Consider the following 24,295-nt stretch of genomic DNA (forward strand, 5'->3'; position numbering starts at 1 on the left):
TTTATGGCGGATAAAGAGCTTAAGTTTTTGGTTGTGGATGACTTTTCCACCATGCGTCGCATCGTGCGTAACCTGCTTAAAGAGCTGGGATTCAACAATGTTGAAGAGGCTGAAGACGGCGTGGATGCGCTGAACAAGCTGCAGGCTGGGGGATTCGGTTTTGTTATTTCTGACTGGAACATGCCGAACATGGATGGACTGGAACTGCTGAAAACCATCCGTGCCGATGGCGGGATGGCTTCTCTGCCGGTGCTGATGGTCACGGCAGAAGCGAAAAAAGAGAACATCATTGCGGCAGCACAGGCAGGTGCCAGTGGCTATGTCGTGAAACCGTTCACGGCGGCGACGCTGGAAGAAAAACTGAATAAAATCTTTGAGAAACTGGGCATGTGAGGGTGTGATGATGATGCAACCACAAATTAAACCTGCTGACGAACACTCTGCAGGGGACATCATCGCGCGCATCGGCAGTTTGACCCGAATGCTGCGCGACAGCCTGCGTGAACTGGGGCTGGATCAGGCCATTGCCGAAGCGGCAGAAGCGATTCCTGATGCCCGCGATCGTCTCGATTACGTTGTACAGATGACCGCGCAGGCGGCGGAGCGTGCGCTAAACAGCGTAGAAGCCTCGCAGCCGCATCAGGACGCGATGGAAAAAGGGGCCAAAGACCTGACTAAACGCTGGGATGAATGGTTCGAAAATCCGATCGAACTGTCCGATGCTCGTGAACTGGTCACCGATACCCGTCAGTTCCTTGGTGATGTGCCTGGACATACCAGCTTTACCAATGCCCAGTTGCTGGACATCATGATGGCGCAGGATTTCCAGGATCTCACCGGTCAGGTCATCAAGCGCATGATGGATGTTATCCAGGAGATTGAACGTCAGCTGCTGATGGTTCTGTTGGAAAACATTCCGGAACAGGGCGCACGTCCAAAACGTGAAAACGAAAGCTTGCTTAACGGCCCGCAGGTTGACGCCTCGAAAGCCGGCGTAGTGGCAAGTCAGGATCAGGTTGACGACCTGCTGGATAGCCTCGGGTTCTGATGCGTATTTGCCGGATGTGAGGCGTGGGCCTCTCATCCGGCTTACGCGCAATTCTGCTTAAAGCCATAAATCCCGTCATTTTTACCGCTTACTCTTCCCATTGCTGGATAGCTGTTCTGGCATCATTCTCGCCTATATCTCTATCCAGGGTCTGATGCGTGGCAGAAGAAAGCGACGACGACAAAACAGAAGCCCCCACACCCCACCGACTTGAAAAAGCGCGGGAAGAAGGGCAGATCCCCCGATCCAAAGAGCTAACCTCACTGCTTATTTTGCTGGTGGGTGTGTGCATTACCTGGATTGGTGGGGAGTCGCTTGCCCGTAGGCTGGCTGGCATGCTGTCGGCCGGATTACGTTTTGACCACAGTATGGTCAACGACCCGAATCTGATCCTCAGCCAAATCATCCTGCTGATTAAAGACGCGATGATTGCGCTGTTGCCGTTGATTACCGGCGTCGTTCTGGTGGCTTTAATTTCCCCGGTGATGCTTGGCGGCTTGATTTTCAGCGGTAAATCCCTGCAACCCAAATTCTCTAAGCTGAATCCGCTGCCGGGCATTAAGCGCATGTTTTCCGCGCAAACCGGCGCAGAACTGCTCAAAGCGATACTGAAGTCCACGTTAGTGGGAAGCGTGGCCGGATTTTATCTCTGGCATAACTGGCCAGCGATGATGCGTCTGATGGCGGAGTCACCGATTACGGCGATGGGCAACGCCCTGGATTTAGTCGGTATGTGTGCACTACTGGTGGTACTTGGCGTTATTCCGATGGTGGGGTTCGACGTCTTTTTCCAGATCTATAGCCATGTGAAAAAGCTACGTATGTCGCGTCAGGATATCCGCGATGAATTTAAGCAAAGCGAAGGTGACCCGCACGTTAAGGGCAAAATTCGTCAAATGCAGCGCGCGGCCGCTCAGCGTCGCATGATGGCAGATGTGCCGAAAGCAGACGTTATTGTCACTAACCCTACGCACTACTCAGTGGCGTTGAAGTATGACGAGAACAAAATGAGTGCGCCGAAAGTTGTTGCGAAAGGGGCCGGGCTGGTTGCGCTGCGCATTCGTGAAATTGGCGCAGAGCACCGTGTCCCGACATTAGAAGCGCCGCCACTGGCGCGTGCGCTCTATCGCCATGCTGAGATTGGTCAGCAAATACCGGGGCAATTATACGCCGCCGTTGCCGAAGTACTGGCATGGGTATGGCAGCTAAAACGCTGGCGTCTGGCTGGCGGCAAGCGTCCACCACAACCTGAAAACCTTCCGGTGCCAGAAGCACTGGATTTTATGAACGAGAAGAATACTGATGGCTAATCTGGTCGCGATGCTGCGTCTGCCCAGCAACCTGAAATCCACGCAATGGCAAATACTTGCCGGACCGATCCTCATCCTGCTGATTCTGTCGATGATGGTGCTGCCGCTGCCGGCTTTCGTCCTCGATTTGCTGTTCACATTTAACATTGCGCTGTCGATCATGGTGCTGCTGGTGGCGATGTTCACCCAGCGTACACTGGAGTTTGCCGCATTCCCGACGATTTTGCTGTTTACCACATTATTACGTCTGGCGCTGAACGTCGCGTCTACCCGTATCATTTTGATGGAAGGACACACTGGCGCGGCGGCGGCGGGGAAGGTGGTTGAAGCCTTCGGCCACTTCCTGGTGGGCGGTAACTTCGCGATCGGCATCGTGGTCTTCGTGATTCTCGTCATCATTAACTTTATGGTAATCACCAAAGGTGCAGGGCGTATCGCCGAGGTTGGCGCGCGCTTCGTTCTGGATGGTATGCCCGGCAAGCAGATGGCGATTGATGCAGATTTAAATGCCGGTCTGATTGGCGAAGATGAAGCTAAAAAACGACGCTCGGAAGTGACCCAGGAAGCGGATTTTTACGGCTCAATGGACGGTGCGAGTAAATTCGTCCGTGGAGATGCCATCGCTGGTATTTTGATCATGGTAATCAACGTGGTCGGCGGTCTGTTAGTTGGGGTGTTGCAGCATGGTATGAGCATGGGCAGCGCTGCGGAAAGTTATACCCTGCTGACCATCGGTGACGGGCTGGTGGCACAAATTCCTGCGCTGGTTATCTCTACCGCGGCGGGTGTTATCGTGACCCGCGTGAGTACCGACCAGGACGTAGGCGAACAGATGGTGACCCAACTGTTCAGTAACCCCAGCGTCATGTTGCTCAGTGCGGCGGTACTTGGACTTTTGGGTCTGGTTCCGGGCATGCCTAACCTGGTGTTTCTGATGTTTACTGCCGCATTGTTGGCTCTGGCATGGTGGATGCGCGGTCGTGAGCAAAAAGCGCCAGATGAACCGCAGCCGGTGAAAATGCCGGAAAACAACTCCGTGGTGGAAGCCACATGGAACGACGTGCAGCTGGAAGATTCGCTGGGCATGGAGGTTGGTTACCGCCTGATCCCAATGGTGGATTTTCAGCAGGATGGCGAGTTACTGGGGCGAATTCGCAGTATTCGTAAGAAATTTGCCCAGGATATGGGCTTCCTGCCGCCGGTGGTACACATTCGAGACAATATGGATCTGCAGCCGGCCCGCTATAGAATTTTGATGAAAGGGGTAGAAATTGGCAGCGGTGACGCCTATCCGGGACGCTGGCTGGCCATTAACCCGGGTACTGCCGCCGGGTCGCTGCCGGGTGAGAAAACGGTCGATCCGGCGTTCGGACTGGACGCTATCTGGATTGAAAGCGCATTGAAGGAACAGGCGCAGATTCAGGGCTTTACGGTGGTTGAAGCCAGTACTGTTGTTGCTACACATCTAAACCATCTGATTGGACAGTTCGCCGCTGAGCTGTTTGGCCGTCAGGAAGCGCAGCAGTTACTGGATCGAGTGTCGCAGGAGATGCCAAAGCTGACGGAAGATCTGGTGCCGGGCGTTGTGACGCTCACCACTCTGCATAAAGTGCTGCAGAACTTGCTGGATGAGAAAGTACCGATTCGCGATATGCGCACCATTCTTGAAACGCTGGCGGAACATGCGCCGTTGCAAAACGATCCGCATGAGCTTACCGCGGTCGTCCGTGTTGCGTTAGGACGTGCCATCACTCAGCAGTGGTTCCCGGGTAATGAAGAGGTTCAGGTTATCGGTCTTGATACTCCGCTTGAGCGTTTGCTGCTGCAAGCGCTGCAGGGGGGCGGCGGTCTGGAGCCTGGGCTTGCAGACCGACTGCTGGCCCAGACTCAGGAAGCGCTGTCCCGGCAGGAAATGTTGGGCGCGCCGCCGGTCTTGCTGGTTAATCACGCGTTACGTCCGTTACTGGCGCGGTTTTTACGCCGCAGCATCCCGCAGTTGGTGGTGTTATCGAATATGGAGCTTTCCGATAACCGCCATATCCGCATGACGGCGACCATTGGAGGTAAATAATGCGTAAGTTACTGTGGTTGTTGTTTTTTCCTCTGGTGGCGCAGGCCGCCGGAGAAGGGGCATGGCAGGCAAGTGGCATGGGGATCACCTTAAATCACCGTGGCCAGTCAGCCTCGTCTGATCCTTTGGTTCCCAGCCAGCCGGTCTCAGGCTTGATGACGCTGGTGGCCTGGCGCTATGAGCTGAATGGCCCCACGCCCGCAGGTTTGCGGGTGCGTTTATGTTCTCAGTCCCGTTGTGTCGAGCTGGACGGGCAAAGTGGGACCACCAACGGGTTCAATAACGTTCCGGCCATTGAACCGATGCATTTTGTCTGGGAGGTCCCCGGCGGTGGTCGCCTGATCCCCGCGTTACGCATTCAGAGCAATCAGGTGATTGTGAACTACCGTTAACACCCTCCGTCATTCAGACCAGCAGTTGAAACTGCTGGTTGTTTCAACACTCCAGCCTCTCATTCAATTAAATAGAAACGCCGTTTTATAAAATAAGTGACGTACGTTGCCGGACTCTTTGTATTGTTGCCATTTCACGAATCCTTCTGGCAGAAATAGAAAGGTTTCACTTCCTGTTAGCTTTTACTGTGACCCTATAAGGATGCCCATTGTCAAAGCGAGGATTGCGGGGCCTCCAAAAAAGCTGCTGCGCCGTAACAGGGGCAGGTCACAGCATTGAATCCGACATTGACAGAGGTTTAGTAAATGATTGTTTACCCGGTTAAACATAGCCCGTTATTGCGCCAGCCAGAACATTTTATTGCCAGGGATGAATTAAAAACGCTGATCAAAAAGGTGACGCATAACCTGGTCAATATTCATGACGAAACCGGCGAGTTCTTGCTGCGTCTGGACGATGGACGCGTAATTGATACTAAAGGCTGGGCGGGATGGGAGTGGACACACGGCGTCGGCCTGTACGGGATGTATCAGTACTATCTGCAAACCGGCGATGAAACGATGCGCGATATCATCGATAGCTGGTTTGCCGATCGTTTTGCTGAAGGTGCAACCACCAAAAACGTGAACACCATGGCGCCATTTTTAACGTTGGCGTATCGCTATGAAGAGACGCGTAATCCAGCGTATCTGCCGTGGCTCGACAGCTGGGCTGAGTGGGCAATGCATGAGATGCCGCGTACCGAATTTGGTGGTATGCAACACATCACGCTGGCGGAAGAAAACCACCAACAGATGTGGGATGACACGCTGATGATGACGGTTTTACCGCTGGCGATGATTGGCAAGCTACTCAATCGCCCGGACTACATCGAAGAGGCAACGTATCAGTTCCTGCTGCACGTGCAAAACCTGATGGATAAAGAAACGGGGCTGTGGTTCCACGGCTGGAGCTATGAAGGAAATCATAACTTTGCTAATGCCCGCTGGGCGCGTGGCAACAGTTGGTTAACTATCGTGATCCCGGACTTCCTCGAATTACTTGATTTACCGGAAAACAATGCTGTTCACCGCTATCTGGTACAGGTCCTGAACGCGCAAATCGCGGCGCTGGCGAAATGCCAGGATGAAAGTGGGTTGTGGCATACCTTGCTGGACGACCCGCAGTCGTATCTGGAAGCATCGGCAACTGCCGGATTTGCCTATGGGATCCTCAAAGCAGTACGTAAACGCTATGTTGGGCAAGAGTATGCGCCGGTAGCCGAAAAAGCCATTCGCGGCATTGTGCAGCATATTTCACCGGAAGGTGAACTGCTGCACACCTCGTTTGGTACCGGGATGGGACACAATCTTGATTTCTACCGCAACATCCCTCGGACCTCCATGCCTTACGGACAGGCGATGGCGATGCTGTGCCTTACCGAATACTTGCGAAAGTATTTTTGATATCGGTATTCGATGGCGATACCGCTATCTGTCCTGATTGTTCAGTCGTCACTGTTTGTACCGTATTGTCCTGCGGGGCAAACAGATGATCCATGATTTGACGCATAACCGGCGCGGCGGTGACACCATCGCTGCCGCCGTTTTCCAGAATTAACGCCACCGCGACCTTCGGGTTCTTATAGGGTGCAAATGCGGTATAGAACACGTGGTCGCGCAAGCGGACAGGGATCATCTTCGCATTGTAGGTCTGATTTTCTTTCAGGCTAAAGACCTGCGAGGTGCCGCTTTTTGCCGCAATGCCGTAAGGCGCGGTGTGAAAGAACTTATAACCTGTACCATTTGGTTCATTCGCCATGCCGAACATCGCCTGACGCACCAGTCCCCAGTAGGGCGATGAGGCTGAGGCGATTTGTGACGGTGCTTCTGGAGCCTGATACGGCGTGATGGTTTTGCCGCTCTCTTCATCGAGCAGCAGGTGAGGGACGATAACCTTGCCGTTGTTAATCAGTGCGACCATGGCTTTTACCATCTGGATAGGTGTGGCAATCCAGTAGCCCTGACCGATGCCAACTGAAATAGTGTCCCCCTGATACCAGGCTTTTTTGTGCACTTTTTGCTTCCATTCGCGGCTCGGGAGCAGGCCATTATACTCCTCATCAAGATCGATGCCGGTCGGTTTACCGTAACCAAACTGGCTGAGCATGCTGTTAATCCGGTCGATCCCCATCATATACGCCACCTGATAGAAGAACGTATCGGCAGACTCTTCTATCGCTTTGGTGACATCCAGCATACCGTGGCCCGTTTTTTTCCAGTCACGGTAATGTCGCTCGGTGCCGGGTAGCGTCCAGGTAGGGGCACCGAAGAAACTGGTCTGCGGCGTGATTACCCCGTTCAGTAATGCCGACATCGCCATATACGGTTTGACCGTTGAAGCGGGAGGATACAATCCCTGCGTGACGCGGTTGATTAATGGCAGATCTTTATCCTGGAGTAGTTTGTTATAGTCCTGATAGCTGATGCCTTTGACAAACGGATTAGGGTCATAGCTGGGGTTTGAGACCATCGCCAGTACGGAACCGTCGTGTGGATCTTCAACCAAAACGGCGGCACGCTGGCCAGCCAACAGGCTCTCAATGTATTGCTGTAAATGTAAATCCAGCGTCAGATGGATATCTTTTCCGGCAACGGGCGGCACATCTTTGATCAGGCGTACGATGCGTCCGTGGTTATCTACTTCCACCTCCTGATAACCGGTTTTTCCATGCAGTTCGTTTTCGTAATAGCGCTCAATACCTTGCTTACCGATGTTGTGATCGGCGGCGTAGTTCTCCGCCAGACCCTTTTGATCCAGTGCTTTCAGGTCGTTGTCATTGATTTTTGAAACATAACCCAGGACATGCGCCAGCGCCGCGCCATAGGGATACTGGCGGTCTTCGTAACTATTGATGTTGACGCCGCTAAAATGAAACTGGTTTACCGAAAAACGGGCGATTTCGACATCGGTTAGCGCATTTTTTAGCACCACAGGACGATAGCGGCTGCTGGCTTTCAGCTCATGGCGAAACTGGTCTATGTCATCAGGTGTGAGGTCAACGATCGGCGTGAGCTGCTGGAGTAACGCATTCATATCGCTGATTTTATACGGCGTAACGGAAATATCGTACCAGGTAACGTTGCGCACCAGCGGGATGCCGTTGCGATCGTAAATCATGCCACGCGTTGGGGCGACGGGCAGCATTTTGATGTCGTTTGCATTCGACCGGGTGGTGTAATACTGGTGCTGACAGATTTGTAAGTTATACAGATTGTAAATCAGGATGCCAAAACAGATGACTACCAGGCCAAAGGCCACCAATACACGCCGCTGGAAGAGCTTTTCTTCCGCCTCAAAATCTCTGAATGTCATTGACCCGTACCCGATTAATTCGCCGCCTAATGATACGGAGGCTTAGACGGGATGACAGGCAAAAGATGTTCCATATCTCTAGGGAAATGTGTCATTCCTTGTGGGTTGTTACAATTGTAGATAAGTAATCATCTGTAAAGCCCATTACGAAGGATTGTAGTTGGAGATGATTTTTTCGTCTAAACCATATTTTCCTTAATTCTTAATAGGATTTAGCGGGTATGAACATAGGTTCTATCCGCCCTCCAGTCCAATCGGATCTTGGGTGATATACCGTCCCTGTCCCGGATTGTAGTACCGGTGACGGTTGTAGTGTAGTCCGGATTCGTCGTCATACTGCAGTCCCGGCAGACGGATGAGCTGCGTCAGATTGTGTGGATTATTCTCACGCAGCACATTACTCCAAGCATCATATTCTGCCGACCAGTCCACTTTCCCCTTCGCGTTGACCAACGCCAGCGATAGGCCCCGGTGGTCGCAGTGGTATAGATGAACTTTCCTATCCTGTAGGTACTCCTCCAGTTGTCCCGCTAGGTGCTAATACGGGGCATGTCCATTTAACTAAAATCATCCTCACGGAGGTGACTGTATTCGTACTGCTATACCCTAACGTCATTGGTTATTAACAGAAGCATTTCAATCCAAGAAAAACAATACAGAGTAATGAAATTTAAAATCCCTGGTACGAATAATCTCAGTATCAATCCACCAGTTTTATTTGTTAAAAAAAATAGTGCGTAATATAAAAAAATTAATAAGGGCGGATTTAGAAATAAGACAGTATCATTTTTTATAGTAAACGTTAAGTGAATAATTAAATCAGATATTACATCATTTTTTTGCGAGCGAAATGGATGGTAAAGTAGCAATGCAGCCTGAATTGATAATATAAAAATATCAACGATAAAAATTCTTACCAGAAAACGGCTCATTGTTTCGCACTTTCTATGTTGTTGTATTCATCCAGAACATCACTTACAAAGTCTTGACAGTTATTTACTATAAAACCATAGTTATCATTTTCATATTGTTTACTTCCTTTCGGAAATAATAAGTTATCTGGTTCATTTTTGACTATATCGACTGCTTTTTTCATTATTTCATCGTTATATTTTTCTTTGTTACAGGTATAATCATTAGTTTTAGGTTCACTAAATACCCCACTATCACCACCATAGCCGATATTAGTACCATCATCAAAGAATATGTGTGCATGGAAAATACCAAGGTCGAGACCTGTCATGCCATTTGTCCTGAAACCTCGCGAACCTTTAAGGGGTCTTGTACAAATTTGAGCCAAGCCTAGTGGATCTATAAATTGAATTGGATTAAAAGAATACTGATATAAATGCCACCCCCCCATCAGCCCTATCGGGTCCTGGGTGATATACCGCCCCAGTCCCGGATTGTAGTACCGGTGGCGGTTGTAGTGCAGTCCGGATTCGTCGTCATACTGCTGGCCCGGCAGGCGGATAAGCTGTTGCAGATTATGTGGATTATCCTCCCGCAGCACGTTGCCCCATTCGTCATACTCCGCGCGCCAGCTGATGGCACCGTCCTGGCGTATCAGCGCCAGCGGCAGGCCCCGGTGGTCGCAGTGGTACAGATGAAGCGTCCTTTCCGGGACCGGCAGCGGCTCCATCTGCGCCGCCATCTGTTCCGGCGTCAGGCCGCACCCGGCCAGCCACTGCCGGTTTTCATCGCTGATAACCCCGGCGCGCAGCTCTCCTTCCAGGCGGTCCAGCATCTGTACCAGCGCCGGCGGGAACACCACGCCAGCGCCATCCTCGCTGCCTTCCTGCCGGAGTTTCTCCGCCAGCGTCCGGTGACGGCGCAGGGCATCCAGCGCCTCCGTGGCGGTCTCCACCCGGATGAGCGGCGTGAAGCTGCCGGGTTCGTAAATCGTCTGGACGCGGGTCTGCGCCGTCTGCGTGGTGGTCAGCCGGTCGCCGTCCCAGCCGTACCAGGTGGTGTACGGCCTGTGCGACAGCGCCATCTGGTCATGGTCCGGATGTTCACGCTCCCGTTTCCACATCTGCTTTCCGATACGCCTGCCCAGCGGGTCGTAGAGGTACCGTCCTTCCGCCTGCTTTTTGCCGTACTGCGTGCGGAGGTAGCGCACCAGCCGGTGCTGGTTATCGTAGCTGTAGCGGTGCGTGCGTTCATCGTACATGCGGATGGCCCCGTCCGGGATACGGTCCGTCTTCTCCGTCAGCCTGCCGTAACGGTCATAGCGGTACAGGTACTGTGCATCCTCCGTGATGTGGTTATCCGCCCATACTTTTCTGCTGCTGTCCGGATAAAATTCCGGGTCCGGCAGACGATTGCCCGCCGGGTCGGTGGTGTAAGGGAGGCGGATATCCAGACCGTCCGCAGTCATGCGCACGCCGGTGAGCCTGCCGGTCTGGCTGTAGTCGTATTCCCGGGTCTGGCGCGGGGTGCTGATGCGGGTCAGATGCCCGGTCCCGTCATACCCGTAGTCGCGGTTCAGAAGCGGACTGTTCAGGTGCTGGCTCAGCAGCTGTCCGGCCGCGCTGTAGCCGGTGGTGAGCGTATATTCGCCGAAACGGCGCTGTGTCTCCCGGTGCAGGCGGTCGCGGGTGAGGTCGATAAGCGGGGTGTCGCCGAGTTTCATTCCAGCCAGATAACCGGAGCCGTAAGTCAGCCACTCCACGGCAGGCAGTTTGTCTGATGTCATGCGGTGCGCTAGGCCTGCGTCTCTGTAGTCGTGCCGGGTCTCATGCTGCCAGAGCGGTTCGTCCGTTTCCGGGTGATGCACCACCTGCCGCTCGCGGCTCATCCGGCCTTTCTCATCATAGCCGTAGTGCACGGCGACGCGGTGGCCTTCACTGAGGTGGCTGATTTCCGCCAGCCAGCCGCGTTCGTTGTACTGCCACTGTTCCGCCGGTTCGCCGTTCACCGTGCGATGCGTCAGGCGGTCAGATTCATCGTAATGCCACCGCGTGACCAGGCTTTCGTCCTCGCTGCGGACAAGCTGCCCGCCGGTGTTGTAGCCATAGCGCTGCGTACGGCCGTCAAAGCCGGTCTGCTGCGTCAGACGGTCGAGAAGGTCATACGTGAAGCTGGTGTGGCTGCCGTTCTCATTGGTCAGCTGTGTCACGCGTCCGGCGGCATCGTATGTTATCTGCCGCGTCAGGCCGCCTGCGGTGATACTGACCGGTCTGCCGCCCGCATCGTACTGTGTTTCCGTGCGGCTGCTGTCCGGGACAATCACTGTCGTCAGGTCTCCGGCGTCACTGTATTCATAGCGGGTCTCGCGGCCTGCCGCATCTCTCTGGCTGACAAGCCGGCCCCGGGTATCGTAAGCGCGATACTGGCTGAGACCGTCTTCCTGATGAATGGCCGTGACCTGCCCGAAACGGTCATAGTCATAGCGGGTCTCATACCCGGAGCAGTCGGAGACGCTCAGCAACTGCCCGTGGCGACTCCATGTCATCTGCTTTTTGCTGCCGGTGGCATCTTCACTGGTGCAGGGGGATTCACTGTGCGGGTCAGCATAAACATAGCGGGTGGTGTTTCCCTGGCGGGAAGTCTGCGCCGTCAGGCGGCCATGCTCATCATATTCGCGCTTCTCCCGTAAGCCGTCCGGGTGGATGACGGAGGTCAGCTGACGCTCGCCATTGTAATAAAACACCGTCTTCCGGCCGTCAGGGGAGATAATTCCAGTGACGTTACCGGACGCGATACTGTACCGGTATTCGGTTTTCCGGCCTGCCGCATCTGTCTGTGCGGTGAGCCAGCCCACGGGGTTGTATTCACTGCAGGTCACGCTGCCGTCGGCGTATTCCTTTTTCACCACCCGCTTCAGGCCACCTTCACCGGCGGTGTGCAGCACTTCCCGGCGGTGCAGGCTGTCGGTGATGGTGACGGCGTTTTTCCCGTATTCATAGCGGTAGCTTAAGCCTGCCGGATTATGCTGCTCCACCACACGGCCCGCTGCATCATAGCGGTAGGTGGTCTGCGGGCGTCCGGCGTGCTGGTGTGCCACCATCCTGCCGGGGGTGTCCGCGGCATAGTCAAAGCGGCGAACCTGCACTCCGCCCCGGTCATACACCGTCGCCAGCTCCCCGCGCGGGGAATAGTCATAGCGCACCAGCGGGGACGCCGGCAGGTTGTCCGGATACAGCGGGTCGTGCGTCAGCCAGACGGCACCGAGGCGGACCCCGTCATCCTGGCCGTAGCGGGTGACGGGCAGTGTGTTCATCTGCTTCAGCACCAGCCGGAAGCGACGGCCTGCGCCGTCCGTCACACCGGTGATATGGCCGCTGAACGGCCCGGTGACATCACGGTGATATGAGAGTCTGCGCCCGAAACTGTCCACCAGCCCGGTCAGCACCCGGTACGGCGGCAGCGGGGCGGGGAGTACCTCATCCGGCTCCGGTACCCGTTCAGACCAGCCGATAATCCACCATGGTCCCTGCGGACTGTTTGTGGTCAGGTACTGATGCGGGCTCAGGCGGGTGTCTTCCGGCAGCGCCTGCCAGAGCAGGTGCAGGGGATGACTCTCGTGCAGTTTCGCCACGCCACCACGGGCGAGCCAGAAGCGTTCGCTGCGGCTGAAGGCCACTTCCCCGGGGAACAGGTGCTCAAATTGAACGCTGCGCCCGCCGTTGTCGTTGAGAATCAGTTCCTCATCACGTATCTGTAAGCGGATATCGAATGGTGCTTTCCAGCCGGGGCCGAAGATGCCGGCCGGTGCCGGGGTTTGGGTCCGGTAACTGCTGTAGGCGCGGGTGAGAACAAACGGCAGCGGGCCGGGCAGGGTGAAATCAGTTTCACCGGGCAGGACCTTGGCGCCGAGTAGCGGGTTGACCGGGTTACCGGAGGTGATGCCGCCGGGACAGACAGAGCAGGCGATGCCGGTGGGGGTGCCAATCATCACGCCCATGGCACCCTGGACAATCGGGCCGCCGAACTTCGTCATGTCGCCCATCCGGGCTGCCGGTTTACCACCGCTCATCGCCAAATCCTTTTGTAAAACATCAGGATTTGTACCTTACACCTGTTTGAGAATGTGTTTCAGTGGTATCTGGGGAATAGGGAGAATATTCAGAAATCGTTTAGATCAGAAATTAAAAAGACCTGAGTCCTGATTACAGACTCAGGTCTTATTGTTAGCTAACTTACATACGTTCTACGGTTTCGATACCCAGTGTATCCAGACCCAGCTTCAGGGTTTTCGCCGTCAGCTGTGCCAGCTTCAGTCGGCTGTTACGAATCTCTTCGTTTTCAGCGCTGAGAATAGGGCAGTGCTCGTAGAAGCCGGAGAACAGACCAGCAACGTCGTACAAGTAAGCACACATCACGTGTGGTGTACCTTCACGCGCAACGACGGTCAACGTTTCTTCGAACTGCAACAGACGCGCCGCCAGTTGAGCCTCGCGATCTTCGCTGATAACGACCTGCGCATTTGCCAGCGCGCTTTCGTCGATATCTGCTTTACGGAACACGGACAGTACGCGGGTATAAGCGTACTGCATATATGGCGCGGTGTTACCTTCGAACGCCAGCATGTTGTCCCAGTCGAAGATGTAGTCGGTGGTACGGTTTTTGGACAGATCCGCATATTTCACTGCGCCGATACCGACCGCATTTGCCAGTTTTTCCAGTTCGTCGGCAGGCATGTCCGGGTTCTTCTCCGCGACCAGACGACGTGCGCGCTCCAGCGCTTCATCCAGCAGATCGGCCAGTTTAACTGTGCCGCCCGCGCGGGTTTTGAACGGTTTACCGTCTTTGCCCAGCATCATACCGAACATGTGGTGTTCCAGCGGCACTGAATCCGGCACATAACCGGCTTTACGTACGATGGTCCAGGCCTGCATTAAGTGCTGATGCTGGCGGGAGTCGATGTAATAAAGTACGCGATCGGCATGCAGGGTTTCGTAACGATACTTGGCGCAGGCGATGTCTGTTGTGGTGTAGAGATAGCCGCCATCTTTCTTCTGAATGATAACGCCCATCGGTTCGCCTTCCTTGTTCTTATACTCATCAAGGAATACGACGGTAGCGCCTTCGCTTTCAACAGCCAGGCCTTTCGCCTTCAGATCGGCGACGATGCCAGGTAGCATCGGGTTGTACAGGCTTTCGCCCATGACGTCGTCACGGGTCAGGGTAACGTTGAGGCGATCGTAGGTTAACTGGTTCTGCGACATGGTAATGTCGACCAGTTTGCGCCACATCTCACGGAAGTATTCGTCACCGCCTTGCAGTTTCACGACATAACTACGGGCGCGTTCCGCGAAGGCTTCATCTTCGTCGTAATGTTTTTTCGCATCACGGTAGAAACCTTCCAGGTCAGCCAGCGCCATCTCTCCGGCATTTTCCTGCTGCTGTTTTTCCAGCCATGCGATGAGCATACCGAACTGAGTACCCCAGTCGCCGACGTGGTTAGCGCGAATAACGTTGTGACCGAGGAACTCCAGCGTACGCACCGCCGCGTCACCGATGATGGTGGAACGCAGGTGACCAACGTGCATCTCTTTCGCTACGTTAGGCGCGGAGTAGTCAACCACGACGGTTTGTTTGGTCGGTTGAGTTACTCCCAGACGATCGGAAGCCAGCGCCTGCTGAACGTGCTGCGCCAGAAATGCCGGATCGAGAAAAATATTGATAAAGCCCGGGCCTGCAATTTCAACTTTGCTGGCAATCCCGTTGAGATCCAGATGAGTCAGCACCTGCTCAGCCAGTTGTCGCGGCGCCATATCCAGTTTTTTAGCGACAGCCATCATGCCGTTAGCTTGATAGTCGCCGAACTGTACTTTTGCTGACTGACGAACCTGCGGTTCGCAATCTGCAGGCGCGCCTGCAGCAATCATGGCCTGACTGACTTTTTCTGAGAGAAGAGCCTGAATATTCACCGGAATACCTTACATTTATGAAGCGGCCTAAAATTCACCGCACCAGTTTAAGAATTAAGGGCGGGAGTATACTGCAAATGCCCGTTGCCGTCAGCATTGTGTGTACCGCCAGTAGCCTGAAATATAAACAATGCAATGGCGTAAATTTATTCATGATGTGTTCGGAGAAAACAGCGGTTGGATGGCGCAGCGCAACAGAGTAAATTAGCGACTTTGAACATGGATATGAGCTTTTAATATGGCGAACTGGCAAACCGTTGCAGAACTACAGGATATTTCTGCAGATTTACCGCATTTCACGCAGGCATTAACGGAACTTTCTACCCGTCTTGGGCTGGATATCACAGGCCTGGAAGCCGATCACATTTCCTTGCGTTGCCATCAAAATACCACCGCAGAGCGCTGGCGTCGTGGGTTTGAACAGTGCGGTGAATTGTTGTCAGAAAACATCATTAACGGCAGACCTATTTGTCTTTTTAAACTGCATGAGCCGGTTTGTGTGCAACATTGGCAATTTTCCATCGTCGAACTGCCGTGGCCGGGCGAAAAACGCTACCCACATGAAGGCTGGGAACATATTGAAATTGTTCTGCCGGGAGAGGCGGAAACGCTGAATGCGCGAGCGCTGGCGCTGCTTTCCGATCACGGTCTGAGTCAACCGGGCATTTTTGTGAAAACCAGCTCGCCAAAAGGTGAGCGTGAGCGTTTACCGAATCCGACGCTGGCGGTTAGCGATGGTAGCGTGACGATAAAATTCCATCCGTGGTCGATTGAAACCATTGTGGCAAGCGAACGTCAGGAGTGAGCATGGCTATACTGGAAATCTGCTGTTACAGCATGGAGTGCGCGCGCACGGCGCAGCAAAACGGCGCGGATCGTATTGAACTATGCTCGGCACCCAAAGAAGGGGGCTTAACGCCGTCACTGGGCGTCTTGCGTTCCGTTCGCCAGCACATTTCGATTTCCGTCAATCCCATTATTCGCCCACGTGGAGGCGACTTTTGCTACACCGAAGGTGAATTTGCTGCAATGCTGGATGATATTGCGATGGTCAGGGAACTGGGATTCTCAGGGCTGGTGACCGGCATTTTAGATGTGGATGGCAATGTCGATATGCCGCGCATGGAGAAAATAATGATTGCCGCCGGTTCGCTGCAAGTCACTTTTCATCGGGCCTTTGATATGTGTGCTAACCCACTCAATGCGCTTAAAAAATTAGCTGATTTGGGCATTGCCAGAGTACTCACTTCAGGGCAAAAATCAGATGCGGCGCAAGGTTTAACAAAAATAATGGAACTTATTGCGCAGCCCGGTGCTCCAATCATTATGGCCGGAGCGGGGGTTCGCGCCTCGAATTTGTCCCTGTTCCTTGATGCTGGAGTGCAGGAAGTCCACAGTTCTGCCGGAGTATGGCTGGCTTCACCAATGCGTTATCGCAATTCGGGGTTGTCGATGTCTTCGGATGCGCAGGCGGATGAGTATTCGCGCTATGCGGTAGACGGGACGGCGGTTGCTGAAATGAAAGCAATCATTGCACACCATCAGGCCAGCTGATTTTACCGTTGCATCATGTCGCCCAATATGATGCTTGCTCGTACCAGGCCCCTGCAATTTCAACAGGGGCCTTTTTTTCTCCTTCATATTTCAAGCCGCGGCAGCGTTGGCCGCCTCGCGCACCCCGGTCACGTAGTTATCTACGCTCCCGGGGATTTGCTGCGTTGCCGCCTTGCTGCGTTGCCGCCTTGCTGCAACTTGAACTATTTTGGAGAAACGGTGCTATACGTAACGGTCATTCGGCAATCTATTACGGCTTACGCGCAATCAATACTGCACGTAATGGGGCGGGGTAGCCTTCCACCGTTTTGCTGTGGTCGTTCGGATCGAGGAAGTCGGCCAGCGACTCGGTTACCATCCACTCGGTGCGGCGTTGCTCTTCGGTGGTGGTGACGCAGACATCGGCGATGCGCACATCAACAAAACCGCATTTTTCCAGCCAGTTTTTTAAAGCCAACGCAGATGGAATAAAGTAGACGTTACGCATTTGCGCGTAGCGATCGCCCGGCACCAGTACGGTATTTTCATCACCTTCGACGACCAGCGTTTCCAGCACCAGCTCGCCATCTTTAACCAACTGATCCTTCAACTGCCACAGATGTTCCAGCGGCGATCGGCGGTGATAAAGCACGCCCATGGAGAACACAGTGTCAAAGGCGTTTAGCGCTGGAAGTTGCTCAATACCCAGCGGCAGTAGGTGAGCACGCTGGTCATTGCCCAGCAGTTTACGTACCGCCTCAAACTGGCACAGAAACAGTTGCGTAGGATCGATCCCAACCGCCAGATGCGCTCCAGCGCCAATCATGCGCCACATGTGATAACCACTGCCACAGCCGACATCAAGAATGGTACGACCGGTGAGATCAGACAAGTGCGGCAGAACGCGATCCCACTTCCAGTCGGAACGCCATTCGGTATCGATGTTGACGCCGTACAGCGAGTACGGTCCTTTACGCCATGGCATCAGGTTACGCATCAGGGTGTCGATACGTTTAAGCTGGCCTTCGCTGAGCGGTTCTTTACTTTCTGCGGTAACGCTGTGTAGTAAATCCAGACGATGCGGCGTCAGCTCGGGCAGAAACTCGACGGCGTTTGACCATTGTTTAAATAAACCATGCTGATCGCGCTGCCAGGCAGCGATTTGCGCCGGAAGCGTTTCCAGCCAATGGGACAGATGATTTTTGGCAATCAACTGATAAAAGTTACCAAAATCGATCATGCGCCAACCTCAGCTTTCAACGCCACCAGAGAGCCAAAATTGAAGCACTGGAACCACAATTCGCTGTGCTCAAAGCCAGCCTGATGCAGTCGCGCTTTGTGCGTTTCTACCGAGTCGGTCAGCATCACGTTTTCCAGCATGCTGCGTTTCTGACTAATTTCCAGTTCGCTGTAGCCATTGGCCCGTTTGAAGTCGTGGTGCATGTTGAACAGCAGCTCGCCAACGTTAGCGTCTTCGAAACTGAATTTTTCAGACAGCACCAGCGCGCCGCCGGGATTCAACCCTTGATAAATCTTATCCAACAATGCCTGGCGCTCAGGTGGCTCAAGGAATTGCAGGGTAAAATTCAGCACCACCATCGAGGCGTTTTCGATAGTAATGTTGCGAATATCGCCTTCGACAACCTCAACCGGGGTCGGTGCCTTATAGGCATCAATATGACGACGGCAGCGCTCAACCATCGCCGGGGAGTTATCGACGGCAATAATTTTGCAATTCTCGTGATGAATATTGCGACGCACCGAGAGCGTCGCCGCGCCCAGAGAACAGCCCAGATCGTAGACCTGCGTGTTGGGTTGTACGAAACGTTCGGCCAACATGCCAATCATAGATATGATATTGGAATAGCCAGGAACGGAACGCTGGATCATATCCGGGAAGACTTCAGCTACCCGTTCATCAAAGGTCCAGTCACCCAGACTGGCGATAGGCGCAGAAAAAAGCGTGTCGCGGTGAGACATAACGTAAAAATCCGGGAAAAATAAAGTGGCGTATTGTGCGCTAATGCAGGGAGAAAACCAACTCCCAGGGCATATACCAAAGATTCGCCAGCACCATTAGCAACAGCGAACACCAGGTTGCGCTCATGCCTGAACGGCGCCAGCGGAAGAGCCGGTGGTGGAATCCGTAATAATGCATCAGTCGTCCGGCAATCAACATCAGCCCGCAAATATGCACCATCCACGTCTCTGCGCCGTTCATTTCCATAAATAACAGCAGCACTAACGCGACGGGAATATATTCCACCGCATTACCGTGAATGCGGATAGCGCTTTGCAGTTCACTAAAACCTCCATCGCCATAGGCAACGCGATATTGCATGCGCAGGCGAACGACGTCAAAGGAGAACTTTATTAACAATAACGCACCCAATACGGCATAAAGCGCGCTTACCATACAAACTCCCTTTTAAAATGGCTGCTGGCACTGACTATGATAGGTGGCATTTTCAGAAAAGAGAAGATTGCTGTGGAATAGAGGGTGCTGATCCGATCTCTGGCAGGGCGCTGCGTAAATCTGCCCATAGCGTATCAACAAGCTCCGGGGCCTGCGCGATGTCCGGCGTATGCAAAAACAGATACGGCGTCGTGGTGCGTTGCCATAGCGACAGCTTGGTCAGCCAGACGGCAAAAAGATCGCTGTTTTGTGCCATATTATCGCTACCGATAAAGCGTACCATCGGATGGTTTGCCGTCACTACCGCATGCACCGGAACCTTCGGTTTCTTGCGTTGGGCGTCACGTATTGCTTCAGTATGCGGGATTGCGGCATGCACCGGGCGGCTGTCCAGAATCACCCGGTTTACTCCACGCTCGTGTAAACCGCGATTAAATAGCTGCTCGGCTTCGCTTTTGGCAAAAAAGTCTGGATGGCGAACTTCCACACCGTAGGTAAAGGATTTCGGGAGCGTATCGAGAAACTGCCACAGGGCAGGCAGATCGCGTGGGCCAAAAGTCGCAGGTAATTGCAGCCAGTATTGTCCAATGCGCGATTCCAGCGGCGACATGCGCGTAAAAAATTCCTGTACCAGGTCATCACAATTACGCAGCGCAGCCTGATGCGAAATGGTCGCCGGAAATTTAAAACAAAATCGAAACGCATCGGTGGTCTGTGCCTGCCAGCGGGCAACAATATCGGATTTAGGCAGCGCATACAGCGTGGTATTGCCCTCCACGCAGTTAAAGTGGCGGGCATACTCTTCAAGGCTGGTGATCCCCAGACGCACCCATTTTGGATGCGACCACTGGGGTAAACCGATATAAATCATAGCGCTTGCAGAATCTCCTCCACGCTGCGAACGCGCGCAATGCGCGGGAAAATGTGGGTCATGCTGCCCTGGTGTTGCTCAGTACTGGCGGCGCTACAGGCATCCTCTGCAATGATAAGACTGAAACCCAGCTCCCACGCATTTCGCGCCGTTGACTCCACGCCAATGTTTGTGGAAATGCCGCACAGGACGATGGTATCGATGCCCCGGCGACGCAGGTGCAATTCCAGATCGGTGCCATAGAAGGCTCCCCACTGGCGTTTAGTCACTTCGATATCGCTGGCGCATTTCCCCAAAGCAGCCGGGTAATGCCACCAGTTTTCAGGTAACGCTTTTGCCGGAGTCTGAGCATCTACGGGTTGTTTCAGCGCTTCGGCGTAATCGTCAGACCAGCCGACTCGCACCATTACCACCGGGGAACCGTGGGCACGGAATTTTTCCGCCAACTGCGCGGCGCGGGTAACCACATCATGTGCCGTATGAGGGCCGCCAGCGAAAGGCAGGATCCCTTCCTGTAAATCAATCACGACAAGGGCGGTTGTTTTAGCGTTCAATTCCAGCATGGTCACTCCAGTAATAAAAGAATTCCGTTACACCTTAATCGCGAATCAGTGTGAAAGGGGCGACAATTTTTGTTATTTTTTGTGAGATTACGCAATGCCCGTCCAGGAAACAGGCGTACAGTCAGTACCGGACTGAGAGTCTATCCCAGTAGGCTCTTATCGTGCGGCAGAATTTCCAGTATAATAGCCGCCTTTTTTCATTCAGTTGTGACATTCAGCTAAAGCTGCGACTTCGTCATCTGCGAGACAGGTGACAATCCGCCTGCGGCAAAGTTAAGGGATATCTCATGCGTACAGAATATTGCGGACAGCTACGTCTGTCCCACGAGGGGCAGCAGGTGACTCTGTGTGGTTGGGTCAACCGTCGTCGTGATCTTGGTAGCCTGATCTTTATCGATATGCGCGACCGCGAAGGTATCGTGCAGGTATTTTTCGATCCGGACCGTGCGGACGCGTTAAAGCTGGCCTCCGAACTGCGTAATGAGTTCTGCATCCAGGTTACGGGCACCGTGCGTGCGCGTGACGCGAAAAACGTCAACGCCGATATGGCGACGGGCGAAATTGAAGTGCTGGCCTCCGATCTGACCATCATCAACCGTTCAGACTCGCTGCCGTTGGACTCTAACCACGTCAACACCGAAGAAGCGCGACTGAAGTATCGCTATTTAGATCTGCGTCGCCCTGAAATGGCGCAGCGCCTGAAAACGCGTGCCAAAATCACCAGTCTGGTGCGTCGTTTTATGGACGACCACGGCTTCCTCGACATCGAAACACCGATGCTGACCAAAGCGACGCCGGAAGGCGCGCGCGATTACCTGGTACCTTCTCGCGTACATAAAGGTAAATTCTACGCGCTGCCGCAATCACCTCAGTTGTTTAAACAGCTGCTGATGATGTCTGGCTTTGACCGCTACTATCAGATCGTTAAATGCTTCCGTGATGAAGACTTACGTGCTGACCGTCAGCCTGAATTTACCCAGATCGACGTTGAGACTTCCTTCATGACCGCAGCGCAGGTGCGTGAAGTGATGGAAGCGCTGGTGCGTAATCTGTGGCTGGAAGTGAAAGGTGTCGATCTGGGTGATTTCCCGATCATGACCTTTGCCGAAGCTGAGCGTCGTTACGGTTCCGATAAACCAGACCTGCGTAACCCGATGGAGCTGGTTGACGTTGCCGATCTGGTGAAAGACGTTGAGTTCGCAGTGTTCTCTGGTCCGGCAAACGATGCGAAAGGCCGCGTAGCTGCTCTGCGTGTACCGGGCGGTGCTGCGCTGAGCCGTAAGCAGATCGACGATTACGGTAACTTTATCAAGATTTACGGCGCGAAAGGCCTGGCTTACATCAAAGTCACCGAACGTGCGAAAGGTCTGGAAGGTATTACCAGCCCAGTTGCTAAGTTCCTGAACGCAGAAATTGTGGAAGCGATTCTGGCACGTACCGGTGCACAAGACGGCGACATGATTTTCTTCGGTGCCGACAACAAGAAAGTGGTTGCCGACGCGATGGGCGCGCTGCGTCTGAAACTGGGTAAAGACCTGAACATCACCGACGAAGCCAAATGGGCGCCGCTGTGGGTTATCGACTTCCCAATGTTTGAAGACGATGGTGAAGGTGGCCTGACCGCAATGCACCACCCGTTCACCGCGCCGAAAGATATGACGGCCGCTGAGCTGAAAGCAGCACCGGAAGACGCGGTTGCTAACGCGTACGATATGGTCATCAACGGCTACGAAGTAGGCGGCGGTTCCGTGCGTATTCACAACGGCGACATGCAGCAAACCGTATTCGGTATTCTGGGCATTAATGAGCAAGAACAGCGTGAGAAATTCGGCTTCCTGCTGGATGCGCTAAAATATGGTACACCGCCGCATGCGGGCCTGGCGTTTGGTCTGGACCGTCTGACTATGCTGTTGACCGGTACTGACAACATTCGTGACGTTATTGCTTTCCCGAAAACTACGGCTGCAGCGTGTCTGATGACTGAAGCGCCAAGCTTTGCCAACGCAGCTGCGCTGGCGGAACTGAGCATTCAGGTTGTTAAGAAGGCCGAGAATAACTGATATGACATATAAACAGCCTGTCTCGGTGTTAGTCGTGATTTATGCAAAGGACACCGGGAGAGTGCTGATGTTACAGCGACGCGACGATCCTGATTTCTGGCAGTCGGTCACCGGCAGCCTTGAAGAAGGTGAAACCGCGTCGCAAGCCGCTATGCGCGAAGTAAAGGAAGAGGTCGCCATTGATGTTGCATCTGAGCAACTGACCTTAATTGACTGTCAGCGCACGGTGGAGTTTGAGATTTTTAGCCATTTACGTCATCGCTATGCACCGGGAATTGAACGTAATACTGAATCCTGGTTTTGCCTGGCACTTCCCTCAGAACGAGAGATCGTGTTCACCGAACATCTGACCTATCGTTGGGTTAATGCGGTTGAAGCCGCCCAATTAACCAAGTCGTGGAGTAACCGGCAGGCGATTGAAGAGTTTGTAATTAACGTCGCCTGAAAAGGCGCGCTTTTTGGAGATATTATTTATGGCAGGTCATAGTAAATGGGCCAACACCAGACACCGTAAAGCAGCGCAGGATGCTAAACGCGGTAAAATTTTCACCAAAATAATACGTGAGCTGGTGACGGCGGCTAAACTGGGCGGCGGCGATCCGGATGCTAACCCGCGTCTGCGTGCAGCGGTTGATAAAGCGCTGGCTAACAACATGACCCGTGACACCCTGAACCGTGCAATCGCGCGCGGTGTGGGTGGTGATGAAGATTCCAACATGGAAACCATCATCTATGAAGGTTACGGTCCTGGCGGTACAGCCGTTATGATTGAATGTCTGTCTGACAACCGTAACCGTACCGTTGCGGAAGTGCGTCACGCGTTCACGAAAACGGGTGGTAACCTCGGTACCGACGGTTCCGTGGCTTACCTGTTCAGCAAAAAAGGCGTGATCTCCTTTGAACAGGGCGACGAAGACGCCATCATGGAAGCGGCGCTGGAAGCAGGTGCTGAAGACGTTGTGACCTTCGACGACGGCGCAATTGACGTTTACACCGCGTGGGAAGAGATGGGCAAAGTGCGTGACGCGCTGGAAGCGGCTGGTCTGAAAGCGGACGCAGCTGAAGTGTCTATGATCCCATCCACCAAAGCGGATATGGATGCAGAAACAGCGCCGAAGCTGATGCGTCTGATCGATATGCTGGAAGACTGCGACGACGTGCAGGAAGTTTACCACAACGGTGAAATCTCCGATGAGGTTGCTGCCACCTTAGAATGATGTGGTTAAGCCATAAAATAACAGGAGATGCGTGATGTCTATTATTCTCGGCATTGACCCGGGGTCTCGCATCACCGGTTATGGCGTTATTCGTCAGGTCGGCAGGCAACTGACCTACCTCGGCAGCGGCTGCATTCGCACCAAAGTCGACGATCTCCCGTCACGTCTGAAGTTGATTTACGCGGGCGTGACGGAAATCATCACCCAGTTTCAGCCGGACTATTTTGCCATTGAGCAGGTTTTTATGGCGAAGAACGCCGACTCGGCGCTAAAGCTGGGACAGGCTCGCGGCGTGGCAATCGTTGCGGCGACCAATCAGGATCTACCGGTCTTTGAATACGCGGCCCGCCAGGTAAAACAGACCGTGGTGGGGATCGGTAGCGCGGAAAAAAGCCAGGTCCAGCATATGGTACGCACGCTGCTAAAACTCCCGGCGAATCCGCAAGCGGATGCCGCGGATGCGCTGGCGATTGCCATTACCCACTGCCATGTCAGTCAGAACGCCATGCAAATGAGCGAGTCGAGGCTGAATTTGGCGCGAGGTCGGTTACGTTAGTGACAAATGAGGCTGGATATCTATC

The 24,295-nt window shown here is 53.7% G+C and carries 20 protein-coding genes and 1 pseudogene; 12 read left to right on the forward strand and 9 right to left on the reverse strand.

From position 1 onward, the window contains the following. Positions 1-3 precede the first annotated feature (3 nt). The 6 genes from cheY to bglB all read left to right on the forward strand — a co-directional run bounded on the left by cheY (position 4) and on the right by bglB (position 6,267). Positions 4-393 carry a chemotaxis response regulator CheY gene (gene cheY / locus OGY67_RS03290; protein WP_003034656.1) on the forward strand — a complete coding sequence of 130 codons (390 nt, stop codon included), beginning with the start codon at positions 4-6 and terminating at the stop codon, positions 391-393. A gap of 10 nt (positions 394-403) precedes the next feature. Then, complete coding sequence (gene cheZ, locus OGY67_RS03295; RefSeq protein WP_003034659.1) at positions 404-1,048, forward strand: protein phosphatase CheZ; 645 nt, start codon at positions 404-406, stop codon at positions 1,046-1,048. Between the two features lie 158 nt (positions 1,049-1,206). Beyond that, a complete protein-coding gene (flhB, locus tag OGY67_RS03300) occupies positions 1,207-2,358 on the forward strand; it encodes a flagellar biosynthesis protein FlhB (protein ID WP_286573449.1) in 1,152 nt (383 codons plus the stop codon). Continuing rightward, positions 2,351-4,429 carry a flagellar biosynthesis protein FlhA gene (flhA, locus tag OGY67_RS03305; RefSeq protein WP_003833865.1) on the forward strand — a complete coding sequence of 693 codons (2,079 nt, stop codon included), beginning with the start codon at positions 2,351-2,353 and terminating at the stop codon, positions 4,427-4,429. The genes flhB and flhA overlap by 8 nt, the downstream gene beginning before the upstream one ends. After that, entirely contained in the window at positions 4,429-4,821 is a 393-nt protein-coding gene (gene flhE, locus OGY67_RS03310) for a flagellar protein FlhE (RefSeq protein WP_003833862.1), read from the forward strand. The genes flhA and flhE overlap by 1 nt, the downstream gene beginning before the upstream one ends. A gap of 306 nt (positions 4,822-5,127) precedes the next feature. Continuing rightward, positions 5,128-6,267 carry a beta-galactosidase BglB gene (gene bglB / locus OGY67_RS03315; RefSeq protein ID WP_286573451.1) on the forward strand — a complete coding sequence of 380 codons (1,140 nt, stop codon included), beginning with the start codon at positions 5,128-5,130 and terminating at the stop codon, positions 6,265-6,267. Here the strand turns inward: bglB and mrdA2 are convergent. From mrdA2 to argS, 4 genes and pseudogenes are all read right to left on the reverse strand, one after another. Further along, the gene (mrdA2, locus tag OGY67_RS03320; RefSeq protein WP_286573453.1) at positions 6,239-8,176 is read right to left on the reverse strand and encodes a peptidoglycan DD-transpeptidase MrdA2; all 1,938 of its coding nucleotides are present in this window, start codon (positions 8,174-8,176) and stop codon (positions 6,239-6,241) included. The two genes, bglB and mrdA2, sit on opposite strands and share 29 nt — an antisense overlap. Before the next feature lie 234 nt (positions 8,177-8,410). Beyond that, a pseudogene (locus OGY67_RS03325) lies at positions 8,411-8,689 on the reverse strand (RHS repeat-associated core domain-containing protein); the annotation flags it as partial. 415 nt (positions 8,690-9,104) lie between these two features. Further along, on the reverse strand, positions 9,105-13,157 hold the full coding sequence (locus OGY67_RS03330) for an RHS repeat-associated core domain-containing protein (protein ID WP_286573455.1): 4,053 nt from the start codon (positions 13,155-13,157) through the stop codon (positions 9,105-9,107). A gap of 163 nt (positions 13,158-13,320) precedes the next feature. Then, positions 13,321-15,054: an arginine--tRNA ligase gene (argS, locus tag OGY67_RS03335; protein ID WP_286573457.1), complete on the reverse strand. Its 1,734-nt coding sequence runs from the start codon at positions 15,052-15,054 to the stop codon at positions 13,321-13,323. A gap of 238 nt (positions 15,055-15,292) precedes the next feature. On the opposite strand from argS, the gene OGY67_RS03340 reads away from it, so the two are divergent. Continuing rightward, positions 15,293-15,859 carry a VOC family protein gene (locus OGY67_RS03340; protein ID WP_003833855.1) on the forward strand — a complete coding sequence of 189 codons (567 nt, stop codon included), beginning with the start codon at positions 15,293-15,295 and terminating at the stop codon, positions 15,857-15,859. A gap of 2 nt (positions 15,860-15,861) precedes the next feature. Continuing rightward, a complete protein-coding gene (gene cutC, locus OGY67_RS03345; protein ID WP_286573459.1) occupies positions 15,862-16,608 on the forward strand; it encodes a copper homeostasis protein CutC in 747 nt (248 codons plus the stop codon). Positions 16,609-16,858: 250 nt separating this feature from the next. Here the strand turns inward: cutC and cmoB are convergent, their stop codons facing one another. From cmoB to OGY67_RS03370, 5 genes are read right to left on the reverse strand one after another with little or no spacing between them, the layout of a single operon-like run. Further along, positions 16,859-17,827, reverse strand: coding sequence for a tRNA 5-methoxyuridine(34)/uridine 5-oxyacetic acid(34) synthase CmoB (gene cmoB / locus OGY67_RS03350; RefSeq protein WP_003833851.1), 969 nt, complete (start codon positions 17,825-17,827; stop codon positions 16,859-16,861). Further along, the gene (gene cmoA / locus OGY67_RS03355; RefSeq protein WP_008785057.1) at positions 17,824-18,567 is read right to left on the reverse strand and encodes a carboxy-S-adenosyl-L-methionine synthase CmoA; all 744 of its coding nucleotides are present in this window, start codon (positions 18,565-18,567) and stop codon (positions 17,824-17,826) included. Before cmoA ends, cmoB begins: the two co-directional genes overlap by 4 nt. Before the next feature lie 40 nt (positions 18,568-18,607). Then, a complete protein-coding gene (locus OGY67_RS03360) occupies positions 18,608-19,003 on the reverse strand; it encodes an MAPEG family protein (RefSeq protein WP_003833847.1) in 396 nt (131 codons plus the stop codon). A gap of 52 nt (positions 19,004-19,055) precedes the next feature. Next, positions 19,056-19,874 carry a DUF72 domain-containing protein gene (locus OGY67_RS03365; RefSeq protein WP_286573462.1) on the reverse strand — a complete coding sequence of 273 codons (819 nt, stop codon included), beginning with the start codon at positions 19,872-19,874 and terminating at the stop codon, positions 19,056-19,058. Further along, positions 19,871-20,437, reverse strand: a complete 567-nt coding sequence (locus tag OGY67_RS03370; protein WP_286573464.1) for a hydrolase — start codon at positions 20,435-20,437, stop codon at positions 19,871-19,873. Before OGY67_RS03370 ends, OGY67_RS03365 begins: the two co-directional genes overlap by 4 nt. Positions 20,438-20,724: 287 nt before the next feature. On the opposite strand from OGY67_RS03370, the gene aspS reads away from it, so the two are divergent. From aspS to ruvC, 4 genes are read left to right on the forward strand one after another with little or no spacing between them, the layout of a single operon-like run. Further along, positions 20,725-22,497, forward strand: coding sequence for an aspartate--tRNA ligase (gene aspS, locus OGY67_RS03375; RefSeq protein ID WP_286573465.1), 1,773 nt, complete (start codon positions 20,725-20,727; stop codon positions 22,495-22,497). A gap of 1 nt (position 22,498) precedes the next feature. Then, positions 22,499-22,942 carry a dihydroneopterin triphosphate diphosphatase gene (gene nudB / locus OGY67_RS03380; protein ID WP_003034863.1) on the forward strand — a complete coding sequence of 148 codons (444 nt, stop codon included), beginning with the start codon at positions 22,499-22,501 and terminating at the stop codon, positions 22,940-22,942. Positions 22,943-22,970: 28 nt separating this feature from the next. Then, complete coding sequence (locus OGY67_RS03385) at positions 22,971-23,714, forward strand: YebC/PmpR family DNA-binding transcriptional regulator (protein ID WP_003833836.1); 744 nt, start codon at positions 22,971-22,973, stop codon at positions 23,712-23,714. Positions 23,715-23,748: 34 nt separating this feature from the next. Next, positions 23,749-24,270: a crossover junction endodeoxyribonuclease RuvC gene (ruvC, locus tag OGY67_RS03390; RefSeq protein WP_003034867.1), complete on the forward strand. Its 522-nt coding sequence runs from the start codon at positions 23,749-23,751 to the stop codon at positions 24,268-24,270. Positions 24,271-24,295: the final 25 nt, after the last annotated feature.

Origin of the sequence: Citrobacter sp. Cpo015, assembly GCF_030333035.1 — a bacterium.
Taxonomy (GTDB): Bacteria; Pseudomonadota; Gammaproteobacteria; order Enterobacterales; family Enterobacteriaceae; genus Citrobacter; species Citrobacter portucalensis.

What these genes read in the sequence shown, in the direction of transcription:
- cmoB (WP_003833851.1), bottom strand. Translation starts at nt 17,827, where the DNA reads ATGATCGATTTTGGTAACTTTTATCAGTTGATTGCCAAAAATCATCTG.
- OGY67_RS03370 (WP_286573464.1), bottom strand. Translation starts at nt 20,437, where the DNA reads ATGCTGGAATTGAACGCTAAAACAACCGCCCTTGTCGTGATTGATTTA.
- aspS (WP_286573465.1), top strand. Translation starts at nt 20,725, where the DNA reads ATGCGTACAGAATATTGCGGACAGCTACGTCTGTCCCACGAGGGGCAG.
- bglB (WP_286573451.1), top strand. Translation starts at nt 5,128, where the DNA reads ATGATTGTTTACCCGGTTAAACATAGCCCGTTATTGCGCCAGCCAGAA.
- cheZ (WP_003034659.1), top strand. Translation starts at nt 404, where the DNA reads ATGATGCAACCACAAATTAAACCTGCTGACGAACACTCTGCAGGGGAC.
- OGY67_RS03385 (WP_003833836.1), top strand. Translation starts at nt 22,971, where the DNA reads ATGGCAGGTCATAGTAAATGGGCCAACACCAGACACCGTAAAGCAGCG.
- cutC (WP_286573459.1), top strand. Translation starts at nt 15,862, where the DNA reads ATGGCTATACTGGAAATCTGCTGTTACAGCATGGAGTGCGCGCGCACG.
- OGY67_RS03340 (WP_003833855.1), top strand. Translation starts at nt 15,293, where the DNA reads ATGGCGAACTGGCAAACCGTTGCAGAACTACAGGATATTTCTGCAGAT.
- nudB (WP_003034863.1), top strand. Translation starts at nt 22,499, where the DNA reads ATGACATATAAACAGCCTGTCTCGGTGTTAGTCGTGATTTATGCAAAG.
- cheY (WP_003034656.1), top strand. Translation starts at nt 4, where the DNA reads ATGGCGGATAAAGAGCTTAAGTTTTTGGTTGTGGATGACTTTTCCACC.
- OGY67_RS03330 (WP_286573455.1), bottom strand. Translation starts at nt 13,157, where the DNA reads ATGAGCGGTGGTAAACCGGCAGCCCGGATGGGCGACATGACGAAGTTC.
- OGY67_RS03360 (WP_003833847.1), bottom strand. Translation starts at nt 19,003, where the DNA reads ATGGTAAGCGCGCTTTATGCCGTATTGGGTGCGTTATTGTTAATAAAG.
- OGY67_RS03365 (WP_286573462.1), bottom strand. Translation starts at nt 19,874, where the DNA reads ATGATTTATATCGGTTTACCCCAGTGGTCGCATCCAAAATGGGTGCGT.
- ruvC (WP_003034867.1), top strand. Translation starts at nt 23,749, where the DNA reads ATGTCTATTATTCTCGGCATTGACCCGGGGTCTCGCATCACCGGTTAT.
- cmoA (WP_008785057.1), bottom strand. Translation starts at nt 18,567, where the DNA reads ATGTCTCACCGCGACACGCTTTTTTCTGCGCCTATCGCCAGTCTGGGT.
- flhE (WP_003833862.1), top strand. Translation starts at nt 4,429, where the DNA reads ATGCGTAAGTTACTGTGGTTGTTGTTTTTTCCTCTGGTGGCGCAGGCC.
- mrdA2 (WP_286573453.1), bottom strand. Translation starts at nt 8,176, where the DNA reads ATGACATTCAGAGATTTTGAGGCGGAAGAAAAGCTCTTCCAGCGGCGT.
- flhA (WP_003833865.1), top strand. Translation starts at nt 2,351, where the DNA reads ATGGCTAATCTGGTCGCGATGCTGCGTCTGCCCAGCAACCTGAAATCC.